This window comes from Bartonella sp. HY761 (genome assembly GCF_026743145.1).
In the GTDB taxonomy this organism is placed as follows: domain Bacteria; phylum Pseudomonadota; class Alphaproteobacteria; order Rhizobiales; family Rhizobiaceae; genus HY038.
The window spans coordinates 2,518,020-2,540,032 of sequence record NZ_CP104887.1; the positions used below are offsets into that span (position 1 = coordinate 2,518,020).

The window sequence follows — 22,013 nt, forward strand, 5'->3', positions numbered from 1 at the left end:
TAAATGCCTAGATATAAAATCTAGGCATTTTAATAGATTGGAAAAAGCATATTTTGAATACCACAAGCCTTAAAGTTAGCATTCCAAACACTGAGCTGTTGGTTTTACAACACCAAGCAATGCAGCATTCATTCAAAAATTGCTTGTCTATAAATCAATAAAAATCTTAGATAATTTGGATCAACTCATCCAAATTATTTAAGACAACAATTATCTAAGGATAATTTTTATTTAGTTTTTAACACCAAAAGCCTGCTCAAGACGGATCAACTGCGATTTTATCACATCAGCGCTTTCATTTTTCTGCTCAAAAATATCATCTTCATTGTTGAGATGACGCACACGTTCAAGCAATTGTATGGACTCAGTTACTAAATCACGAAATTTTTCTGGTAATTCGTTCCATGCTTCATGATCAAAATTCGGATATTCTAAATTTAGTTTGATTTTTTTCTTTTCTTTGGCAACGTAATCTGGCTTCATATCGCGATCACGCAAAGCACGCTCTAGCAATAGCCATGAAGCAACCTGCATCAAACGTGAACCTAAATGGATAGCTTCCGTTGAATATAGAGCTGCAGCATCATCTGGCAAACAACACATAGCCGCGCGACCATCTTCATTAATATAATGACCAACTTCTTCAATTAATTGCATGCCACGCTGATAAAGTGCTTTGAATGTTGTATTAAAAGCCTCATGCTCCATTAATACAACCATGTTGCCTGATCTATCTGCGCGGTTTGACGGATGCGATCCCACCTGTTGACTATCCTTAGGCCATGCGGCTACCATATTCATATTAAAGACCTTTATTGAAGCAAAAAAGTCAAGCATATTTAAGGCAAATTGCTTTTAAAACAATTGCATCAACTATTCTTGGTTGAAAACAGGTTATATCGCTATTGGCATTTAAAAAAACACCACATGCAGAACTATCAATCAACTGAGTAATACAAAAGTATTTGCATTATTGATGATATTCAAAACAACCCAATTATTGCATATTCAACGCAAGCTGCCCGAAATTGGTTCCTTCATTTTTGAATTTTATTTATAAAATAACACGTAAATCAAATAGTAATTATAATTTAACCACCAACAAAGCCCCAAACTCTGGATGGCAAAACAATCTTTCTAGCGATTCCATGCATCAATTATCGCCTTTTATAATAGCATTTCACCTTGAAAGGCATATTAGAAAACAATTGCACACAATTAAGCAAAATGAAGGTTAATAAAGATTAACTGGCTTTAAGGACATTGGCGATAGGTTGTGGTAGTGAAATTTCGCCATCGGTTGTTGTTGCACCAACTGGTACAACTTCCACCTGCTTTTGTTTTGCTGCAAGCTTAATCATTGCAAGCCATTCAAAATAATAAGCAATAGTAAATTGCACAACAATACCTGTTGCAATGAGCAAACTATCAAAAACCAAACCGCCTGGATTAACTTGCTTCAACACCTGTGCTGCCATAGCCAAAATAGTACCAGTAACAAATACGGCAAGACTATATTTACCCAAAATGGCTAATGGATTAGTTGGCAAACAGCGGAAAAAGTTAGAAATGCGTGGGAAAATTGCAATAACATAGGCAAGCACTAAAACATGTAAAAGACGTGGTAAAGATTCATATGTCTTATCAAAACCAGTTAAACGGTGCGGTAATCCCATTGTTGGGTCAATCCACCAAAGGCTAGCCTTTACCCAAAAAAATGAAAGAAGCAAATAACCAATTGCAGATAAGACAAGCATAGGGTGAGCTGGTAATTTGCCGCCATTTTTGATATGCATAGTCACAACAACGCCAATAACAAACAAAAATTGCCAAGAGAGCGGATTTAAAAACCAAACACCGGCATTAGGATAGTTAATTGGCGCAACACCATAAAGCGCAGAAAATAAGTAGAGGCTACCAGAAACCACTAAAAGTAAAGCAAGGCTTTTACGTGCTAAAAACAGCATCAAAGGTGCGGCAAGCATCAACAGCAGATAAAGCGACAAAATATTATTATATCCCAATTGATGACCAAGCGTTACAATGCCAAAAATTGCTTTTGCAGGCTCTTTCATCAAAGGTGCAATATTGATTTGGGTTAACAAATTGGGATGATGCATAAATAAGGCTGCACCACAAAAAATTGCAATAGTGACAAGCGTGGTTAAAATATGTGCCGAATAAAGTGTAAAACTACGTTTCCACATTTTCAAAGTCAGCAACAAGCGATTACCAGGTACAAATTTTTTACCATAAGCAAGACCAACCGCAATACCAGACATTAAAACAAAAGCCTCTGCCGAATCAGAAAAGCCAAAATTCTTATGGGTAAATATTTCGTAAATATTGCCAGGAACATGGTTGATAAAAATGGTCAAAAGCGCCAAAGCCCGCAATACATCAATACGAGTATCGCGTTTTACAGCTGGTTTTTGAGAAAAATTAGGCGCCTTATTCAAATCAATCACTCCATACAACACATGCAATTTGTGCTCGTGTTATAATTAGAACTATGGATTGACAAAATGTAGTCCTAAAATGTGCTTTACCCATCAATTTTCATTATCATTTGAAATCTTAGTTAAAATGCACCGTTTAAACTCGCCAAAAACTTGAAGACGGATTGTAGATCACTTGCCCTTATTAAACTTCGCGAAATGGAATAAACTTAGTAAAATGCAATTGTCTTATATATTTAAATGGCAATTCGTTCGGTTAAAACCACTACATCGGTTAAAACAACAATTTGCTTTATAATCTTGGAAAAGGAACACTTTTAAGCGAGTTGGAACTCTAAATATGAAGCTAAATCACGCATTATCATTAAATTCTTATTATCAATAACTATCTCTTGCATATGTTTTATTTGCAAGATTAAAATAAACGACTATAAAGGCAATATTTAACATCGGCAGGAGAATAAAATATGTCCGTCAACAAGTCACATGAACGCTGCCGCATTGTTTTAGCCCTTTCAACGACACGCAATATATCACCACAACAAATGACTGATATTTTAAAGGCTGGCGATGTTGCCTCGCTTATTCTTTATAGCGAAGACGAAAATGAAACTGCGTTTCAAAAACATGCTGAAGCTTTGGTTCCAATCATACAAAATGCTGGCGTTGCGGCAATTATCGCCGGTGATAGCCGTATTGCTGGGCGTGTCAAAGCAGATGGTCTACATATTGAAACCAGTATAGAAGATCTAAAAGATGCAATTGATAAGCATCAATCATCAATGATGGTTGGCTTTGCTAATTTGCGTGACCGCCATAGCGCCATGCAAATTGGCGAATTAGAGCCCGATTATATGATGTTTGGCAAGCTTGGCGCTGATAAAAAGCCTGAAGCCCATTCACGTAACATCAATCTTGGTGAATGGTGGGCATCAATGATGGAAGTGCCTGCGCTTATTCAAGCGGGTAATAGCTTGGCAAGTATTGAAACAATTGCTAAAACAGGAGCAGAATTTATTGTTTTAGAAGAGGCTATCTTTGGAACAAGTGATATGGTGGAAAATATTATTGCAGCCAATAAGCTGCTTGATGAACATGCACCAAAATTAGGGGATAATGACGAGTGATGCGGGTATTCGGCTTTCTGGTAGTATCAACAGCTTTCCTTTTAAGCGGAACAGCATTTGGTTTTGCACAAAATACGCCCAATGTAATGGTGATGGAAACAGTTCCAGCTAGCGCCAATGATATTCATGGCCCTATTCATAGTGGCACACCAACAGGGCAGTCACGCCAACCAGCATCCAATACCCTATCAAGCAATTCATCTACAAATGAAAATCAAGGATCAGAAAATCAGGCAATAACTGATGCCCCCTTGCACATTCTTAAAGCTGGTGACTATGATGCAGCCTATAGCGCCTATGATGTAGGACAATATAAGAAAGCTTTAGAGGAAGCCAAAAAACGCGCTGAAATAGGCGACCCTGCTGCAATGACACTTATAGGCATGCTATATTTGGAAGGCAAAGTGGTTGAAAGGGATTCAGATATAGCTGCGGATTGGTTTAAACGCGCCGCTGACTTGGGCGACCCCCATGCCGCCCTATATTATGGCGTTAACTTATTTAACGACTCAAAAGATGAAGCTCAAAAAGAAATTGGCGCGCAATATATTGAAAAATCTGCAAAGGCTGGCGTGCCTCGTGCTAGCTACTATTATGCACAAATCTTGATGAGTTTAGCTCCCGAAAAAGATAAGCTTGATATTGGCCTTATCTGGTTTTTAAAAGGCGCAGTTGCCAAAGATGCGTATAGCCTTTACTCCGCAGCAGAGATTCTTGCTGTGGGAACTGAAACAGTTAAGCCCGATGAATATGCCGCCCGTGCATTGCTTGAAAGTGCCGCTAACTTAGGAAGTGTCTCAGCCCAATTGGAACTTGCAAAATGGAAGATTGACGGACGCGGTGGACCAGTTGACCAAAAGGGCGCATTTATATTGGTTAAGTTGGTTGCAGTTAATAATGTACCTGTAGCCCAAGTTCACCTTGCTCGTTTTTATTTTAACGGTGTTGGCACTGAAAAAAATCCGGTAATGGGTGCAAGTTGGTATCTCCTAGCTCAGCAAGGAAACCAAGGTGCTACCGACCTTGACGCAATCATGAAAAAGCTTTCACCACAACAATTAAATGAGGCAAAAGCTCGTATTGATACGCTTTTATTCAACCCGTAAGGGTTTTCAAATAATTATTTCAAACTATCATCTGCGACAGTCTAGTTATTAGAGGACTATGATGGCTTAGAGCATTTCCGCAAATTGATAAATTTTCTAAATATCGACCCTTAGCATCGAAAGTCATCATTATTGCAGCTCAATGAGCGAATTATCGCTATCAAGGCGAAATACCATGGTGGAGTAATTCCAGATATCAAACTTTTTCTCACCCTTAACATATATCGTACCAGTCCCTTTAGAACCTTTAATCGAAATGGCAATATCAGCGCTGCCATTTGAATTGTGAACGGTAATAGAGCCTGTAAAATAGCCGGCAGGCTCCATTGGTTCACCAATTAAATTAATAACTGTAATATTTTTCTGGGCTGCTGCCACACCTGCTTGATACGCATCGGCAGATTGCATAAAGCTCATAATGGTGAAAAAGAACCCAATAACAATAAATAAAGTGCTACCGAGAATTATTATTGGTAACAACCATTTTAACTTGAACTGCAACGAACTGTTCATTGTTTGTATATTAATATTTTCGGCCGCCATCTTGCTCTTTCAAACTTCTATTTAAAATATATAAATAATGTCAAAGTAGCCTATTGTATATTATCTAGGGTCAGGACCTATACATTTATCGTGATATACATATTTCGTCGCTCAGCAATGCCACTATATACAATAATCAAGGAAGATTTTAGGGCAATCCATTTCCGCCTCATCAATTTTATGCAAAAGGAAATTGCTCGCCTACAGATGGTAATTGAATTTTTAAATTTGGCGATGGTGTGTATTCCCAATAAGGCTTTTGCTGCAGATCAACCGCAAGAGATCATTTCAATTAATAATTTTTTTCATGGAAAAAATTATTATATTGTATCTATCAAAAATGATATTAAGTTACTAGAAGTAAACTGACTACCAGTTTTTAGACAATATGGAAATTATATTTACTTTCCACTTACAATCTTAAATAAAAGTAATAATAGCATTATAAGTTATACAATTGCAATATTTAATCTGAGCAATGCAGAGCAAGATCACGCTTTTTCAAATATTTATATATTAAATTTTAACAAATTAGAAATAATCAATTTTAGAAATAAAGAGGAAATTTATAAAGAAGTACTAAAATATGAAAATATAAATTTAGGTGTTGAAGAAAAATTTTCTCCTAAACACATATATGGAATGGGTTTAAACAGCACATGTAATTTTTATTTTAGAAATACAATTTGCTATAATAGAAAAGATATTTATACAGAATTAGAACAATTTACGAAAAGGCTTAGTTTTAACTTTATAATAATTTTTTTAATATTTTTATTAGCCAATTTAGCACATTCATATTGTATTAATAGGTTGGAAATGCATAAAAATGATAAAACCATTTCCCTATTAACAATAATTGAAATTGATGAAAAAGAAAAAAAGTTTGTGAAAATTTGGAAATAAAAGATAAAATATATTTTTGTAAATTTAGCATAGAAAGCAATGATATTAATCAAAATATATTTTATCAGTTATCGATTCCAAATATTCAACCTCTTTTAATGATAAAGAATTTAAAGATAGTAGCGGTAAATATTTTTATCTTTTATCAAAAATGTCAGATACGTCGATAAATTACTTTTATGATAGATTTGATTTCGATTTACAAATTTGTAGTTTCGATATTGTAAATGGAATATGCGCTCATGCAGATATAGATGATTGAAAAGTAAATGATAGCAGCGCGTGTTCAAAAAGGCAGTATAGGTTCAAGTCATAGCTACCATTACCCACCAACCAATGTTGAAGGCGGTATTCTATCCATATTAGTAAATGCCCGCCTAACAAGGACAATTAAACATTTGCCGCATTACAATTGCGAAAGCCTGACATATTGCAAATAGTCGCGTCCTTTTTACATTGATGATTTATACCACAACAAACTCTATCCCCCTCTGACCGAAGTACATCATCAATCCCCCAAATGACCAATATGCAAACGATATAACCACGCAAACCATAAAAACACTAAAAACATAAAAGCGGTTTTTAAAAAGCATATAGCAAAAGGGTGTGTACTATTTTGACAAAGACAAAAAAAAACTGATTTTACAAAACTTAACCTTAAAAATGTGGCATTTTCCTTGCTTTCATTACAATTTTATGGTTTTGGAAGATGGAATATAAATGCTATGTCGATAGTGAAACGTTATTTGAAAAGTTCGCTCGCTGTCTTTGATATGGTTTTTAAAACACAGGATTTATTGGTGCTACCAAACAGTAATAATTCATGAAAATGAGACTGATAGGTAAGCTTGCATTAATCAGAAGCAAACTTATGCCAATATGAGTGGAATTTTTTATAATATGTGTTATTTAGCCTCTTAACACATGAATATAGCAAAAATTATAAGACATTTGATATAAGTGGATAGATAAATGAAAATTAACGGCAATGAAATTCGCCCAGGCAATGTGATCGAGCATGATGGCAGCCTTTGGGTTGCAGTAAAATGCAATGCAGTAAAGCCTGGCAAGGGTGGCGCATTTAATCAGGTTGAACTTAAAAACCTTCTTAATGGCACCAAGCTTAATGAACGTTTTCGCTCGGCTGAGACTGTTGAAAAAGTGCGCCTTGAGCAAAAAGATTTCACATTTCTTTATGAACAAGGCGAAGCTTTGATTTTCATGGATTCTGAAAGCTATGAACAGCTTGAATTGCAAAAGGATTTTGTTGGCGATCGCGCTGCATTTTTGCAAGATGGCATGACTGTTACTGTTGAACTTTATGAAGACAGACCAATTGGTATCTCCTTGCCTGATCAAGTAACATTGACAATTTCTGAAGCTGACCCTGTTGTTAAGGGCCAAACCGCTGCTTCTTCCTATAAGCCGGCAATCCTTGAAAATGGTATTCGCGTATTGGTACCGCCTTTCATTGCATCAGGTGAGCGCATTATCGTTGATACCAACGAAATTACTTATCTTCGCCGCGCTGACTAATGTTTTACTTGGGTGGCATTTTAAAATGCCACCCATGCATTTACACGTTTTACACGAATAAAATTCACCATAGATAAAATGGTATGCGCCGAATAAATGGCAGCAAACGAAATGTTTTTTACTGTTTAGATTGTATCTGAGCAAATTAAACAGGATCTTTTTGGTTTTGGAATGACCAATATTATTGTTCATAGGCACCATCATTACACTTGCGTCAAAATACATATTTGATCGGCGAGCGCTTTAATGCTTGATAAAACGATAATAAAATCATTCCCATTGTTTTGTCTTGGCAAGCAGCCAAGATTTTCATAAAGTTGACGATATTATAGATCACCCTTAGGTGACACAGCTAAAGTGATAGGAAAAGATAATGGCCCTTTCGGCTATAATGCATGTGATGGTACAAGCGACAGTTAAAGCAGGTCGCTCGCTGGTTCGTGATTTTGGTGAAGTACAAAATTTGCAAGTTTCCCTTAAAGGCCCTGGCGATTATGTTAGCCAAGCCGATAAAAAGGCAGAAAGCATTCTTTACAATGAATTAAGTCGCGCCCGTCCCGACTATGGTTTTTTAATGGAAGAAAGCGGCGAAGTTATCGGCAATGATGCCCAGCATCGCTTTATTATTGATCCACTTGATGGCACTACCAATTTTCTACATGGTATTCCACTCTTTGCAATTTCAGTAGCATTAGAACGCCAAGGACAAATTGTTGCTGGTGTTATTTTCAACCCCGTATTAGATGAGCTTTACACCACGGAACGCGGTGGTGGTGCGTTTTTAAATGATCGTCGTTTGCGTGTTGCAGCACGCCGCAAACTTGAAGATGCAGTTATCGGCACGGGTATTCCACATTTAGGTCGCGGTCATCATGGTAATTACCTTGTTGAATTGCGCAACGTCATGGGTGAAGTTGCCGGTATTCGCCGCATGGGTGCAGCATCATTAGATCTTGCCGCAGTTGCTGCAGGTCGTCTTGACGCCTTTTGGGAAGATGGTTTGCAACCTTGGGATATGGCAGCTGGCATGCTTATGGTACGTGAAGCTGGTGGCTATGTTTCCGACAAAGATGGCGGTCAAAATATGTTTGACACAAAAAATATTGTCGTTGGTAATGAACTAATGCATGGCGCTTTGATGAAAGTGCTTAAACGCCCAATCTAATAGTCAGCAAAATATTTTGATGTTAATTTAAGGCTATTATTATTAATAGCCTTTTTTATTGATCTTTTTAGCGGTTAGGTAAAAAGATTTTTTCTCCTCTTTATTTTAAACTAAACGCGCTTTAACCATTGCTATTTTCTTCATATTTTTCATAAACTATGCAATATTTAGCTTAGATCTTAATGGTAGGAAAGCAATTTTATGAAACGATTTATCAAAGCAGTATCTGCCTATAATGCCAAGGATTTTAGCAAGGCAGAAGAATTGCTTGACCAATTCTTAAGTAAAAAACCAAAGGACATTGAAGGACTTTATCTTAGAGCTTCCTGCTATCTTAAACGTCAAGCCTACCAACAAGCCGAAGCAGATCTTATAAAGCTTTTGCAAATAAAAAAAGATGTGCGCGCTTATGACTTATTGATACGTCTTTTTTGGGAAATGAAAAGACAAGAAGAGGCTTTAACTTTTGCCAAAGATTTTGCTAAAGCTTTCAATCAAAATGCCAATGCCCATTATTATTTAGGCATGGTTGAGCAAGGGTTTGAACGCTATGAAAATGCGCGCATGCATTATGAAGATGCTTTGCAGCGTGATAATAATCATCTGGCAAGCCTCGTTAATTCTGCTTTTTTGGCGGTAAAAAAACAAGATTATGCAAATGCGGAAAGTCAATTATTAAAGGCAAAGACACTTGCCCCCAACTTACCGCAAATTTATGCAGGCCTTGCCGAAATAGCCGAAAAAACTGGCCGCTTTAATGAAGCTGCACAAAATTTTAATGCCGCAAAAGATTGGGGCGGTTTGCAACGGGTCATGCGCCGTGGTGCAATTTGGAATGACTTAGGTAAGGTTGATACAATTTACCGGCAGTTATGTGAAAATGATGAGCTTAATGGTGGCAATGTTGGTGATGCATTATCCATTTTAAATATGCCAATCCTTACACCGCTAAACTTGCGTGCAGCTGCTCATGCCTATGCGCTTAGCCGTTACGGCACTATTTTTAGCCGACCTGCTCTCATTAGTCCAATAAGCCAACATGCACCTTTAAAAAAGCGATTAAAAATTGGCTATCTCTCTTCGGATTTTTATGACCATGCCACGATGCGGCTGATGATTGGTGTGATGGAAGCACATAATAAATCAGACTTTGATTTTCATATTCTTGCCTATAATGAACCAAAGCAAGATAGTTATACAGCCCGCTTAGCGCAATTGGGTTGGCCGCAACATAATTTATATGAAAAAAGCGATTTTAGCGCAGCGCAATGGATTGCTGACAATGGGTTTGATATTATTGTTGACCTTAAGGGTTATACGGGCGAACACCGCCTTGGTATCACCGCTTATCATCCTGCCCCAATCATTGTAAGTTGGCTTGGCTTTCCTGGCACTTTGGGACATGAGCGCCTTGCTGATTATATTATTGGTGATGCTATTGTTACCCCAATAGACGATGCAAACGGCTTTAGCGAAAAATTGGCGTTAATGCCTCATTGCTACCAACCCAATGACCGCACGCGTCCTTTTACGACCAATGTAACAAGGGCCGACATGGGATTGCCCGATAATGCACTTGTGCTTTGCAATTTTAATCAAATTATCAAATTCAATCCAGAAACGATTGATTTATGGCAAAAGATCCTTGCCAATATTGATAATGCCCATTTGTGGCTGATTAAACCCAAAGAACAAGACGTTTACGATAATTTACTAAAAGAGTTTGCAAAACGCAATATTGATATTAGCCGTATTACCTTTGCTAGCCCCCTAAGCACTGATCTGCATCTTCAGCGTCTTGGTCTTGCGGATATCGCCATTGATACATTTCCCTATACGTCCCATACCACAGCAAGCGATGCCTTATGGGCTGGGGTTCCAATAATCACCAAACGTGGTGCGAGTTTTGCTTCACGTGTCGCAAGTAGCTTGCTAACCACCCATGGCTTTAGCGATCTTATTTGCAATTGCGATGATGACTATTTGGCTAGAATTATCGCCTTGGCAAAAAGCCCTGAGCAACGGCAAAAATTACGCCAAACACTTGCGGAAAAACGGATGACTTCACCGCTGTTTGACACCCAGGTTTTTGCAACCAACCTTGAAAAGCTTTATGGAAAAATGTGGCAAAACCATTCCCTAAACCAAAACTGCGCTATTACTTGCGATTAATTAACTCGCCAACAATCTGATAGTGCTTTATATTCAAGTTATTTAGCTGTTTTTTAAAGTAAAACATCTATTGGCATAAAAAAGCCCCGCAAAATGCGGGGCTTTTTATTTTTGTAGAGCTATTAATGACTTACTGGTTGTGGTGCATCACCACCATTATTGGTTCCATTGTCAGCATTACGAGAAGCTTTGCCCCTGCCACCAATCAAACGATAGAACATTGGGATAAAGAAGGTTGCAACACATGTTGCCGCCAACATACCACCAATAACACCAGTACCAATTGCATGGCGGCTTGCAGACCCTGCACCTGTCGAAGTTGCCAATGGCAACACGCCAAGAATGAAAGCAAGAGACGTCATAACAATTGGACGGAAGCGCATTTTTGCCGCCGATAATGCTGCATCCACCGCTGACTTACCATTTTCACGCTCAAGCACCGCAAACTCTACAATCAAAATAGCGTTCTTGGCGGCAAGGCCAATAAGCGTGACAAGCCCAATTTGGAAGTACACATCATTGGCAAGCCCACGTACCAAAGTAAGTAGCAGCGCTCCTGCAACGGCAAAAGGTACCGCCGTGATAACAGCAAGTGGCAAACTCCATTTTTCAAACTGGGCAGCAAGAATAAGAAATACCATTATGATACCGTAAATAAGCGCGGTACTTCCCTGCCCTGAATTTGTTACTTCCTGATAAGAAGTCCCTGTCCAGGCGAACTGATAACCTTGCGGTAATACTTCTGCAGCAACTTCTCTCATCGCATTAATTACATCACCTGTCGTATAGCCTGGAGCTGCTGAACCCATTACTTTAGTTGCATAATAGGCATTATACCGCTCTAACTGATCAGGACCAACAACGCGAGTTGCTGTAATTAAGGCATCAAGTGGTACCATTTTCCCAGTATTTGACCTGACGAAAACTTGCTTTAAGTCCTCAGGTGTACGTCGAAATTCAGCTTCAGATTGCAATTTAACCTGATAATTGCGACCATAAAGCGTAAAATCATTGATATAGACGTTACCAAAGGTTGATGAAAGCGCATCATAAATAGTGCTAATCGGCACATCCATTGTTAAAGCTTCATCACGTTTGACCTCTAAATCATATTGAGGCACATTTGGATCAAAAGTCGTACGAACTGTTTGAGGATCTAACTCCGGACGCATCCGTGCGGCTTGCACAACCTTTTGCGTCACGTCATTAAGTTTTTTTAACGTTTCTTCAATTGTTTGCGCTGTACCGGTACTACGATCTTGAATGTAAAGCTCAAAACCACTGGAGATTGAAAGCCCCATAATTGGTGGTGGATTGACTGGGTAAACAGAACCACCTTGAATTCCAAATGTTGCCCCCATAATTGGACCTGGCATTTGACGTGGATCCTGCGTTGGATCACTACCACGAACACTCCAATCTTTCAGTGTTAGGAACATAGCCCCAGCACTGGTTTTAAGACCACTTGATGGCAAATCAAAACCGGCAATAGAAACAATTGAATCAACCGCCTTATTTTGACTTAATATCGCCTCGGCCTGCGTCATAACTTTCGAGGTGCGGTCAAGCGACGCGCCTGATGGAAGCGTCACGAATACCATTAAGACGCCCTGATCTTCAGCTGGAACAAGTGAGCTTGGAACTTTTTCGAACAGATAGAAAACAGATCCGCAAACAAAAATGAAGATCGCAATACCAATTGCAACATAACGAATGAAAAATTTGACGCCATGCATATAAAGATCAGTAATTGCATCAAATAATTTATTAAACGCTCTGAAAGGTGCAATCGGCTCCTTGTGGGTTGGTTTCAAAAGCAAGCTACATAAAGCAGGTGTTAGCGTTAGAGCAACAAGCCCTGAAATTACCACTGAAATTGCAACCGTAATCGCAAATTGCTGATACATGATACCAGCAAGCCCCCCCATAAAGGACACCGGAATAAACACGGCACAAAGCACCAGAACAATAGCGATAATAGGCGAAGTCACCTCAGCCATAGATTTAACCGCTGCATCATGGGGCGATAGCTTTTCCTCACTCATCAAGCGTTCAACGTTTTCAAGTACCACAATAGCATCATCGACGACGATACCGATAGCCAGCACCAAACCAAAAAGCGTTAGCATATTGATCGAGAAGCCAAGAACATACATACCAGCAAATGTACCAATGATTGATATTGGCACCGCGATGAGCGGAATAAGAGTTGCTCGCCAATTTTGTAGGAAAATGAAAACAACAACAATAACCAACAAAATCGCTTCGATGAAAGTATGAATAACTTCTTCGACTGAAACAACAATGAATTTAGTAGTATCATAAGGAACGTCAAAAGTTATGCCGGCAGGAAAATTCTTTGAAAGTTCCTCCATCGTCGACTTAACGCTTTCCATGGTGGCTAATGCATTAGCACCTGGTTGCAAATAAATCATAATCGGCACCATCGGGGTACCATTAAGCTTGGTATCAACGACATATTGTTGTGTGCCAAGCTCAATGCGTGCAACATCCCTTAAACGTAAGGCCGAACCATTTTCATCAGAGTTTAAAATGATGTTGCCAAACTCTTCTACCGAAATCAAACGGCCTTGGGTCGTCGCAGAATAGGTGTAAGCCCCTGATTGACTATCTGGGCTATCACCGAAACGGCCAACAGCATATTGCGCATTTTGTTGTTGAACTGCTGTTATAACATCTGATGGAATAAGCTTATATTGCGCCAATTTATCAGGACGCAACCAAATACGCATGGAATAATCGATGCTACCGAGAACTTGCGCATCGCCAACACCTGAAATACGTTTAATATCATCCACTACATTGAGCAATGCATAATTGCCAACATAAGTACGATCATAGGATGCTGTATCTGACTGCATCGACACAATACCAAGAGTGGACGATGAACGTTTCACCACCGAAACACCCAAACGCTGAACTTCTTGTGGTAGTGTCGTCAACGCACGTTGCACGCGGTTATTCACATTAATCGTTGCTTGGTCTGCATCAGTCCCTTGCTTAAAAGTCACGGTGATTTGCAAAGTACCTTGCGCATTAGACACCGTGTTCATGTAAATCATGTCTTCAACGCCATTAATTTGCTGCTCAAGAGGAACAGCAACAGTCTGCGCAAGCGTTTGCGCACTGGCTCCTGGATATTGCGCCGAAATTGTAACCTGAGGCGGCAACAAATCTGGATATTGTTCCACGGGCAAATTAGGAATAGATAAAATACCAGCAAGAACAATTACAATTGATAAAACGGCAGATAGAACTGGCCTATTGATGAAAAAACCATAATTCATTGTTTTTCACCCGTTTTAGGGGTTTTATCATCATTAGGAGCTTGGGTTTTTGCAGATGGGTCTTTTGTTGGTTGCCCTTGCTCTGTTTGCCCTTGCACCGGCTGAGGCAATGCCTTTCCATCAAGGGTTGTTAAATTGCCGATTGCATCACTACCCGGTTTTTTCCGAGCCATGGCGGATTGAACCCCAACAATACCATCGCTAATAACACGTTCGCCACCAATAAGGCCAATAGTTTCCTCTATTTTTTGTGGTGTAACCGGTTGTGTTTCACCAGCCTTAACTTGCTTATCTGCTTTGGTACGGCTTTCTTCCTTTTGCCCCGCTGCAGCAGCTGGAGCTGCTTGAGCTGCCGGTGCATCAACCATTACCTTGGTTGCAGGCTCTAACAACCAATTACGTCCCTCAACCTCGCGCGCGACTTTAACAACGCGTTTTTGCAATTTCATATTTTCGTCAATAATATAAACATACTGATTGGTTGCATCTTGCAATAGCGAGGCTTCAGGAATGACGATGGCATTATCCTGTTTAAGTCCAAGTACAGTAACGCGTACAAATTGTCCTGCAACCAATTGCCGTTTATCATTGTTAAAGACCGCACGTACACCCAATGTACCTGTAGTCGCATCTAGAGTTGGCGAGGTAAAATCAATTGTTCCAAGCTCTGGATATTCACTGCCATCACCAAAGGTAATTCTTACCTGTAATTTATCAATTTTTTCGCCGCGGGCATTCATGTCAGCCATTAATTTTTGAATGGCCTTGGCTTCACTATCTGTATAGGAAAAATTAACATAAATTGGATTACTTTGAGTAATACTCGTTAGCAAGCCATTAGCACTAATAAGACTACCTTCAGGAACTTGTTCCCTAGAGGTAACACCACTTATAGGCGCTGTAACCTTCGTATATTGCAGGTTTAGTTCTGCTGTTTTTAGCATCGCTTGCGCCTGCTGCAAACTTGCGGCATTGGCATCGCGCGTTGCAAAAGCTTGATCACGCTGCGCCGTACTATAAACACGTTGTTTTAATAATTCTTCCGCACGTTTTGCATCGCGCAATGATTGATCATAAGTCGCCTGAGCCTGAGCGACCGCTGCCTTTTGACGAGCAACTTCGGCATCATATGTATCAGGGTCTATTTCAAATAAAACATCGCCCTCTTTTACCTCATTGCCTTCAATAAAGTTGCGGCGCAATAAAATGCCACCAACACGCGCTCTCACTTCAGTTTCGCGATAGGCAGCTACACGACCAGCATATTCATAGGTGATAGGAACTTCACGCTTATCAATGGTCACAGCGGAAACATTAGGAGGGGGCATTTGTTGTTGGGCTTTTTGTTCCTGACCGCATGCCACTAAACTCAAACCGGTAGCACTGATTGCAATGCCCATCGTTAATTTCTTTAAAAAATTCATGTCTGATCAGACCTCTATATCATGATATGCCTAAAATATACCGACACCAATGTTTGTAAATAGGTGAAATCGAAGGTAAATTGAATATTTTGTTAAATTTACCTTGTTACACCCTACAATCAAGCGTTAAAATACTAATAATATGGCCTATACATGCTTCAAGTAAATAATTGAACTTATATTGTAATTATCCCATTGCCTAGGTAAAAGTCGATAGTTATTATCTCCTACTAATGGTCACAAAAAAATGATCTTAGAAACACAAAAGCTGTAAAAACGCTGATTCTTGATGCTACTACAAAACTGCCCCTTCATTATCGTATAAAAACATCTGATGCTTAGCACAATAATGATTCACCAACAAATCGTAATTGCCTAAACAATATCAGCAAGCATTTGATATATATTGATTAACTTGGAACATATATGCGACGTACAAAAGCTGAGGCGGCAGCAACCCGCGATTCTATCATTACTGCAGCGCAATTTCTTTTCCTTGAACAGGGTGTTTCACAAACCACCCTTGCGCAGATAGCAAAACGTGCCAACGTCACACGCGGTGCTATTTATTTCCATTTTGCCGATAAAGCAGAAATATTTCGTGCCATGATTCAAAAAGTCCGCTTCCCGCAAGAAAGCCTCATTGAAGAAGCACAGCAAAGTGATTCTATTAATCCTCTTAACATTCTTGAAAAATCAGCAGAACGTGCATTCAAAATTTTTAGCGAGGATGAGCAACAGCAACGGATTGTCACTATTATCACCCAACGCTGCGAATATGTTGGCGCTTTTTCTGAAATGGTGGAGCGTCTGCGCCAAGCGCAAAATAGCATGCTAGACCTTTTCATACGTCTTTTACAGGTCGCACAAGATCGACAGATGCTTAACCAAGATTTTTCGCCCCAAGACGCAGCCCGCATGCTCGTGGCCATTATTGGCGGAATTATCAGTGAATGGCTACATTCTGGCAAAAATTTTGATTTACAAAAAATTGGGCACCAAGCCATAAAAACTCAAATATCAGCTCTGCATATTTAACCATAAGTTTAAAACATCTTTGGTTAATTTGCATTTTTTATACCTTATATAAGTTTGCAGTTTATAAAAAACGTTTCTAGTATATAACACTTAAAAACGTTAATCTTAAAATGTCATATCGCCAAAAATGTGCCGTAAAACGCCAATTAGAGCATATAACAGGAGAATGCCATGACGGGAAAAATTATCAGCTTTATTATGAGTGGCGGCATTGGCTCTCGTCTTTGGCCTTTGTCGCGTGAAGATTTCCCCAAGCAGTTTCATGATTTTTCCGGCCATGGCTCTATGCTATCACAAACGGTAAGCCGTCTTAATCATCACGGCGATACACCGATTTATCTTATTGGGTCTGAAGCCCATGCGAGCCGACTTGGTCAAGATATTGCAGGTCTCCCCTTAAATGGTGGCCGCCCAATATTTGAACCAATTGGTCGTAATACTGCCGCAGCCGTCGCGCTTGCTAGCCAAATTGCGCTTAATGAGCAAGGCGAAGATGCGCTTGTTCTTGTTGTGCCAAGTGATCATGAAATATCCACGAATGATGATTTTTGGACGACAATCGATGAAGGCAAACTTGCTGCCCAAAATGGTAAAATAGTTGTTTTTGGTATTGCCCCCGATAAACCAGAAACTGGCTATGGCTATATTGAAACAGCCAAAGATAATAATAAAACGCTAGGCAATCATGTATTTGATGTTGAGCGCTTTGTTGAAAAACCCGACCTTGAAACCGCACAAAACTATGTTGCATCGGGTAATTTTCTTTGGAATTCTGGTATTTTTCTATTTAGTGCCAAAACCATGCAAGAAAGTTTTTTAAAACTATCTGCTGATATATGGCATAAAACTGCAACTGCCTTAAAAGCTGCTAAAACAGATATTTCTGGCACTTGGCTTCCTTTTGATGATTATTCGGAAATCCCCTCAACCTCAGTTGATTACGCTATTATGGAACATGCGCAAAATATTGCCCTTGTTCGCGCTAAATTTCACTGGAATGATTTAGGTTCATGGCAATCCTTGCTCGACGCGCAAGGCGAAAACAATAATCGTGATGAATTTGGCAATGTCATCATTGGCGATGTTGTAGCGATTGATTGTGAGCGCTCATATTTACGTTCGCAAGGCGGGCTTTTATCAGCGGTTGGTTTGCGCAACATGGCAGTAGTTGCAACCAGTGATGCAACCTTTGTTGCCCCCGTCAGTCAAAGCCAAAATGTACGCGAAGTGGTAGCTGCTTTAGAAAAATCTGGTCGCTTAGAAGCCAAATTTACTCCCGCGCCGGATCGTATGCCGATTGCTGGTAGTTATAATGCACGGGTTGAACATTGGCTATTTGACGAAACCTTGCCACTTTGGTCAACGCGCGGCGTTGATGACAAGGGCGGGTTTTATGAAGCATTGGGGCTTGATGGTCTGCCGATTATTGGCGAGCGCCGCATGCGTACCATGGCACGGCAAATTTATGCCTTTGCCATAGCCGGTGAAATGGGTTGGGATGGGCCAGCGCAGCAGCTTATCGACCATGGGCTTAATTTTATTTTAAAACACGGACAAACGGCAAATGGTGGCTGGGCTTCAAGTTTTGACGCCAGTGGCAACATCTTAAATCCCGTGGAAGATCTTTATGACCAAGCCTTTGTTTTGTTGGCGCTTGCCCATGCCCATAAAGCCGGACATAAAAAAGCTTTGCCTGCTGCCATTAATAGTTTTGCATTTTTGGATGACCATTTAAGCGATAAAGGCGGCAAAGGCTTTTTTGAAACACCCAATGGCGAACGACAATGGCGGCGCTCTAACCCCCATATGCATTTATTAGAGACATTTCTTGCATGGTATGATGTGACTGGAAACATCGACTATTTACAACGGGCATCGCGTATTGTGGATTTGTTTAAAAGCCATTTCTTTGATCGTGATAGCTGGACATTAGGCGAATTTTTTGATGATGAATGGCGTATAGCAACTGGCGAATCTGGTGACATTTGCGAGCCCGGCCACCATTTTGAATGGGCTTCATTGCTTATTAGCTACCAAAATCTTTGCGCCAAGGCCAAAAAATCTTGCGAGAACCTAGTGCCTTTCGCACGCAAACTTTACGCTTTTGGCATTGCCAATGGTTTAAATCGTGCAACTGGCCTTGCCTATAATTCTGTTTCACGTTCTGGCTTACCGATTGATCGCAATTCGCGCAGTTGGCCACAAACCGAAGTAATTAAAGCTGCTATTGCCCTTGATGGCAATCAGGGACCCGACTTAAAGCCAGAAATTGAAGCGCGGGTCGGGCGGTTATTCCGTTGGCATATAGATGCTGCGCCCAAAGGTCTTTGGATTGACATGATTGACGAAGATGGCCGCGGCCGCTCCAATCAGGTGCCTGCCTCCATATTTTATCACCTGGTTTGCGCCCTCACCCAATATCGCTCGTTTGCCCAGCAAATTAATCCAAAACACAATAATTAAATCAACACTGCCTTTAAATGAGTTTACCCTCTAAATTTCGCGTCAATTAAATAGGCCCATCATGACATCGCCCCAAGAAGCACCAATAACGCAACCCAACAATAGTGAACTTATTTATGGCATGGATGCTCGTCCAAAGCCGCATATTGCGTTTTTTGCGGCTTTTCAACATTTACTGGCGATTATTGTGCCGATTATTACACCGGGTTTTTTAATCTGTAACGCTGTTGGGCTTAATGATCGTGATACATCAATGATCCTGTCGATGTCACTAGTGATTTCTGGGATTGCTACCTTTGTGCAATGTCGCAAATTTGGCCCACTTGGCGCCGGCCTTTTAATTGTACAAGGAACAAGCTTCAACTTTGTTGGCCCACTTATTGCCGGCGGCGTTTTTATGGTAGAAAAAGGCGTTCCAGCTGAGCAGGTTATGGCAACCATTTTTGGTGTGGTTATAGCAGGTTCTTTCATTGAAATGGGCGTTTCGCGCATTTTACCCTTTGTGCGGCGCATGGTAACACCATTGGTGACGGGCATTGTTGTTTTAATTATCGGCCTTTCCCTCATTAAGGAAGGTTTGATAAGCATGGGTGGCGGTTATGCAGCCATGAAAAACGGTACTTTTGCCAGCCCTGATAATCTCATACTTTCATTAACCGTGTTTATTCTTATTATCATTTTTAATCGTATGAATTACATCTGGCTTCGCTCTAGTGCGATTATGCTCGCTTTGGTGGTTGGTTATATTCTAGCAGCACTCATGCGTGATTTAAATCTTGTCCCCTTAGCACAAGCACCAATTTTTGAAATACCGCGCCCTATGCATTTTGGTATTTCATTTTCTTGGTCGCTATTTATTCCAATGATTGTTATCTATCTTGTTACATCGCTTGAAGCGGTTGGCGACATTACTGCAACCAGTAAAATCTCCAAAGAACCAGTTGAGGGTCCTAAATGGATGGAACGCATTAAGGGCGGCGTTTTAGTCAATGGCGCCAATTCGTTGCTTGCTGGCTTTTTCAACACTTTCCCAAGCTCCGTCTTTGCGCAAAATAACGGCATTATTCAATTAACTGGTGTTGCTAGCCGCTATGTTGGCCTTTGGATTGCTGCAATTTTGGTGATTCTTGGTCTATTCCCAATTTTTTCGGCTGTTATCCAATCCTTGCCAGAAGCAGCCCTTGGCGGTGCAACTTTAATTATGTTTGGCTCGGTTGCCGCCTCAGGCATCAATATCCTATCAAGCATCAATCTTGATCGCCGTGCCTTATTGATTATTGCTGTATCTTTGGCATTAGGCCTTGGCATTGCACAAGTACCAAAATTTATAGAAGCTTTCCCAATATCAGTAAATTTAATGATTTCCCATTTATTTTCATGGGTTGGCATTGAAACTGTACCAAGCTTTATTAGCGCTGTACCTGTTGTTATTGCCGATCTTATGCGCTCACCACTTGCCATGGGCGGCGTTACAGCAATTTTGCTTAATCTATTTATTCCAGAGAGCGAAGAAACAAAAGCGGCTTAAAAGCCGCTTTTAAACAGTTTTTCTTTTGATGCCTTTAAGCAATAAAGTTTATTGATTTGGCAAAATTGCTTTTACTGTAGATGAATCATTATTGGGTTTGATTGATCCAGTAATAGTTCGATCTGGTAAATTTGGGTAAAGATTACCAGACCACTGGTGATCTGCACGCTGCATTAAAAGAGGCACCAAAATAAGCCCTAACATTACAGCAGCCATGCCAAATAACAGAACAACGCGTAAAAAACCAACACCAGCTTTCATGGAATATTCGCCAGCCATGGAGCCAATATTTTCAAATTCTACGTTCTTTGCATGACGCATGATTAACTCCAAACTCGCTATTTAAGAAGTCTTACTTTTCTTAAAAGCTCTGCAGCTACGGAACAATTAAGGCGGAAACGCCAAATTTGCTCTAATATGACACCCAGATTATTTTGTATGACATTTACAACAAAATAATCGCATGTTGGCATTATGCATTGATTCACCGCAAAAAGCCTGTCAAAAGCGAAAACATTCTTTATTAAAACGTGAGCAAACTCCAAAAAAATAATGTCGAATTAAATAAAATTATTTAAAAACAATAATATAAACACAAAGAAAACCTTTAATTCGAAGTTTGATAGCAAAATAAAATATAAATTTTGGTTAAAAAAGCGTTACTTTTATATTTTGGAACAAAAGAAAAAATAAAATAAAAACAATGACCTAGAAATACTTAAAGCCTTGCATTCTTATGATTTATTATTCCAACAGAAAGATGCAAGACTAGAAACGGGTATTATCAACCGTCAAGTTTTAGTTTCAAGTCAAAATCTAATATTCATCCCAAAAGATCACGTAAAACTGGAATAAGCGGCAGATCTGCAGGTGGCATAGGATAATCTTGTAACTTATCCGCCCGCACCCATTTTAACGCTTGCCCCTCGCGTCCGCTCGCAATCCCCTCAAAACGCCGACAAATATAGAGTGGCATCAATAAATGAAAATCATCATAAGTGTGGCTCGCAAAACTTAAGGGCGCTAAGCAATCAATCTTAGTGGTAATGCCAAGTTCTTCATGAAGCTCGCGGATGAGAGCTGCTTCTGGCTCCTCGCCCTGTTCAACCTTTCCGCCTGGAAATTCCCAAAGCCCTGCAAGGTTTTTACCTTCTGGTCGCTGTGCCAATAAAATACGATTATCGGCATCAATAAGTGCGCAAGCAACAACCAATAGTAATTTTTTCATATAATTT

Annotated in this window: 15 protein-coding genes; 8 read left to right on the forward strand and 7 right to left on the reverse strand. The window is 39.8% G+C overall.

Features of this window, described 5'->3' with window-relative positions; genetic code table 11:
• Positions 1 to 231 precede the first annotated feature (231 nt).
• Both N6A79_RS10915 and N6A79_RS10920 read right to left on the reverse strand, forming a co-directional pair.
• Positions 232 to 801 carry a DUF1465 family protein gene (locus tag N6A79_RS10915; protein ID WP_182417658.1) on the reverse strand — a complete coding sequence of 190 codons (570 nt, stop codon included), beginning with the start codon at positions 799 to 801 and terminating at the stop codon, positions 232 to 234.
• 443 nt (positions 802 to 1,244) lie between these two features.
• Complete coding sequence (locus N6A79_RS10920; protein WP_262078606.1) at positions 1,245 to 2,459, reverse strand: OpgC family protein; 1,215 nt, start codon at positions 2,457 to 2,459, stop codon at positions 1,245 to 1,247.
• A 467-nt stretch (positions 2,460 to 2,926) separates the two neighbouring features.
• On the opposite strand from N6A79_RS10920, the gene N6A79_RS10925 reads away from it, so the two are divergent.
• Together N6A79_RS10925 and N6A79_RS10930 are read left to right on the forward strand one after the other, a co-directional pair.
• A complete protein-coding gene (locus tag N6A79_RS10925; RefSeq protein ID WP_268545961.1) occupies positions 2,927 to 3,586 on the forward strand; it encodes a thiamine phosphate synthase in 660 nt (219 codons plus the stop codon).
• A complete protein-coding gene (locus tag N6A79_RS10930; protein ID WP_262080639.1) occupies positions 3,586 to 4,692 on the forward strand; it encodes a tetratricopeptide repeat protein in 1,107 nt (368 codons plus the stop codon). The genes N6A79_RS10925 and N6A79_RS10930 overlap by 1 nt, the downstream gene beginning before the upstream one ends.
• Positions 4,693 to 4,821: 129 nt before the next feature.
• On the opposite strand, the gene N6A79_RS10935 is transcribed toward N6A79_RS10930, so the two are convergent.
• Complete coding sequence (locus N6A79_RS10935) at positions 4,822 to 5,235, reverse strand: cytochrome c oxidase assembly factor Coa1 family protein (RefSeq protein WP_315973311.1); 414 nt, start codon at positions 5,233 to 5,235, stop codon at positions 4,822 to 4,824.
• A 1,881-nt stretch (positions 5,236 to 7,116) separates the two neighbouring features.
• Here N6A79_RS10935 and efp point away from each other — a divergent pair.
• The 3 genes from efp (at position 7,117) to N6A79_RS10950 (ending at position 11,017) form a co-directional block, all read left to right on the forward strand.
• Positions 7,117 to 7,680, forward strand: coding sequence for an elongation factor P (efp, locus tag N6A79_RS10940; protein ID WP_182417664.1), 564 nt, complete (start codon positions 7,117 to 7,119; stop codon positions 7,678 to 7,680).
• A gap of 373 nt (positions 7,681 to 8,053) precedes the next feature.
• The gene (locus N6A79_RS10945; protein WP_182417665.1) at positions 8,054 to 8,845 is read left to right on the forward strand and encodes an inositol monophosphatase family protein; all 792 of its coding nucleotides are present in this window, start codon (positions 8,054 to 8,056) and stop codon (positions 8,843 to 8,845) included.
• A gap of 201 nt (positions 8,846 to 9,046) precedes the next feature.
• Positions 9,047 to 11,017: an O-linked N-acetylglucosamine transferase, SPINDLY family protein gene (locus N6A79_RS10950; protein ID WP_268545962.1), complete on the forward strand. Its 1,971-nt coding sequence runs from the start codon at positions 9,047 to 9,049 to the stop codon at positions 11,015 to 11,017.
• A 122-nt stretch (positions 11,018 to 11,139) separates the two neighbouring features.
• On the opposite strand, the gene N6A79_RS10955 is transcribed toward N6A79_RS10950, so the two are convergent.
• Complete coding sequence (locus tag N6A79_RS10955; RefSeq protein WP_182417667.1) at positions 11,140 to 14,325, reverse strand: efflux RND transporter permease subunit; 3,186 nt, start codon at positions 14,323 to 14,325, stop codon at positions 11,140 to 11,142.
• Positions 14,322 to 15,725 carry an efflux RND transporter periplasmic adaptor subunit gene (locus N6A79_RS10960; RefSeq protein WP_268545963.1) on the reverse strand — a complete coding sequence of 468 codons (1,404 nt, stop codon included), beginning with the start codon at positions 15,723 to 15,725 and terminating at the stop codon, positions 14,322 to 14,324. The genes N6A79_RS10955 and N6A79_RS10960 overlap by 4 nt, the downstream gene beginning before the upstream one ends.
• 450 nt (positions 15,726 to 16,175) lie before the next feature.
• Here N6A79_RS10960 and N6A79_RS10965 point away from each other — a divergent pair, with 450 nt between their 5' ends.
• The 3 genes from N6A79_RS10965 (at position 16,176) to N6A79_RS10975 (ending at position 20,778) form a co-directional block, all read left to right on the forward strand.
• Positions 16,176 to 16,787: a TetR family transcriptional regulator gene (locus N6A79_RS10965; protein WP_268545964.1), complete on the forward strand. Its 612-nt coding sequence runs from the start codon at positions 16,176 to 16,178 to the stop codon at positions 16,785 to 16,787.
• Between the two features lie 171 nt (positions 16,788 to 16,958).
• Positions 16,959 to 19,250, forward strand: a complete 2,292-nt coding sequence (locus N6A79_RS10970) for an AGE family epimerase/isomerase (protein ID WP_268545965.1) — start codon at positions 16,959 to 16,961, stop codon at positions 19,248 to 19,250.
• 61 nt (positions 19,251 to 19,311) lie between these two features.
• On the forward strand, positions 19,312 to 20,778 hold the full coding sequence (locus N6A79_RS10975; protein ID WP_268545966.1) for a nucleobase:cation symporter-2 family protein: 1,467 nt from the start codon (positions 19,312 to 19,314) through the stop codon (positions 20,776 to 20,778).
• 48 nt (positions 20,779 to 20,826) lie between these two features.
• Here N6A79_RS10975 and N6A79_RS10980 read toward each other — a convergent pair whose 3' ends face one another.
• Together N6A79_RS10980 and N6A79_RS10985 are read right to left on the reverse strand one after the other, a co-directional pair.
• Positions 20,827 to 21,099, reverse strand: coding sequence for a hypothetical protein (locus N6A79_RS10980; RefSeq protein WP_182417672.1), 273 nt, complete (start codon positions 21,097 to 21,099; stop codon positions 20,827 to 20,829).
• 502 nt (positions 21,100 to 21,601) lie between these two features.
• On the reverse strand, positions 21,602 to 22,006 hold the full coding sequence (locus N6A79_RS10985) for a (deoxy)nucleoside triphosphate pyrophosphohydrolase (RefSeq protein ID WP_182417675.1): 405 nt from the start codon (positions 22,004 to 22,006) through the stop codon (positions 21,602 to 21,604).
• Positions 22,007 to 22,013: the final 7 nt, after the last annotated feature.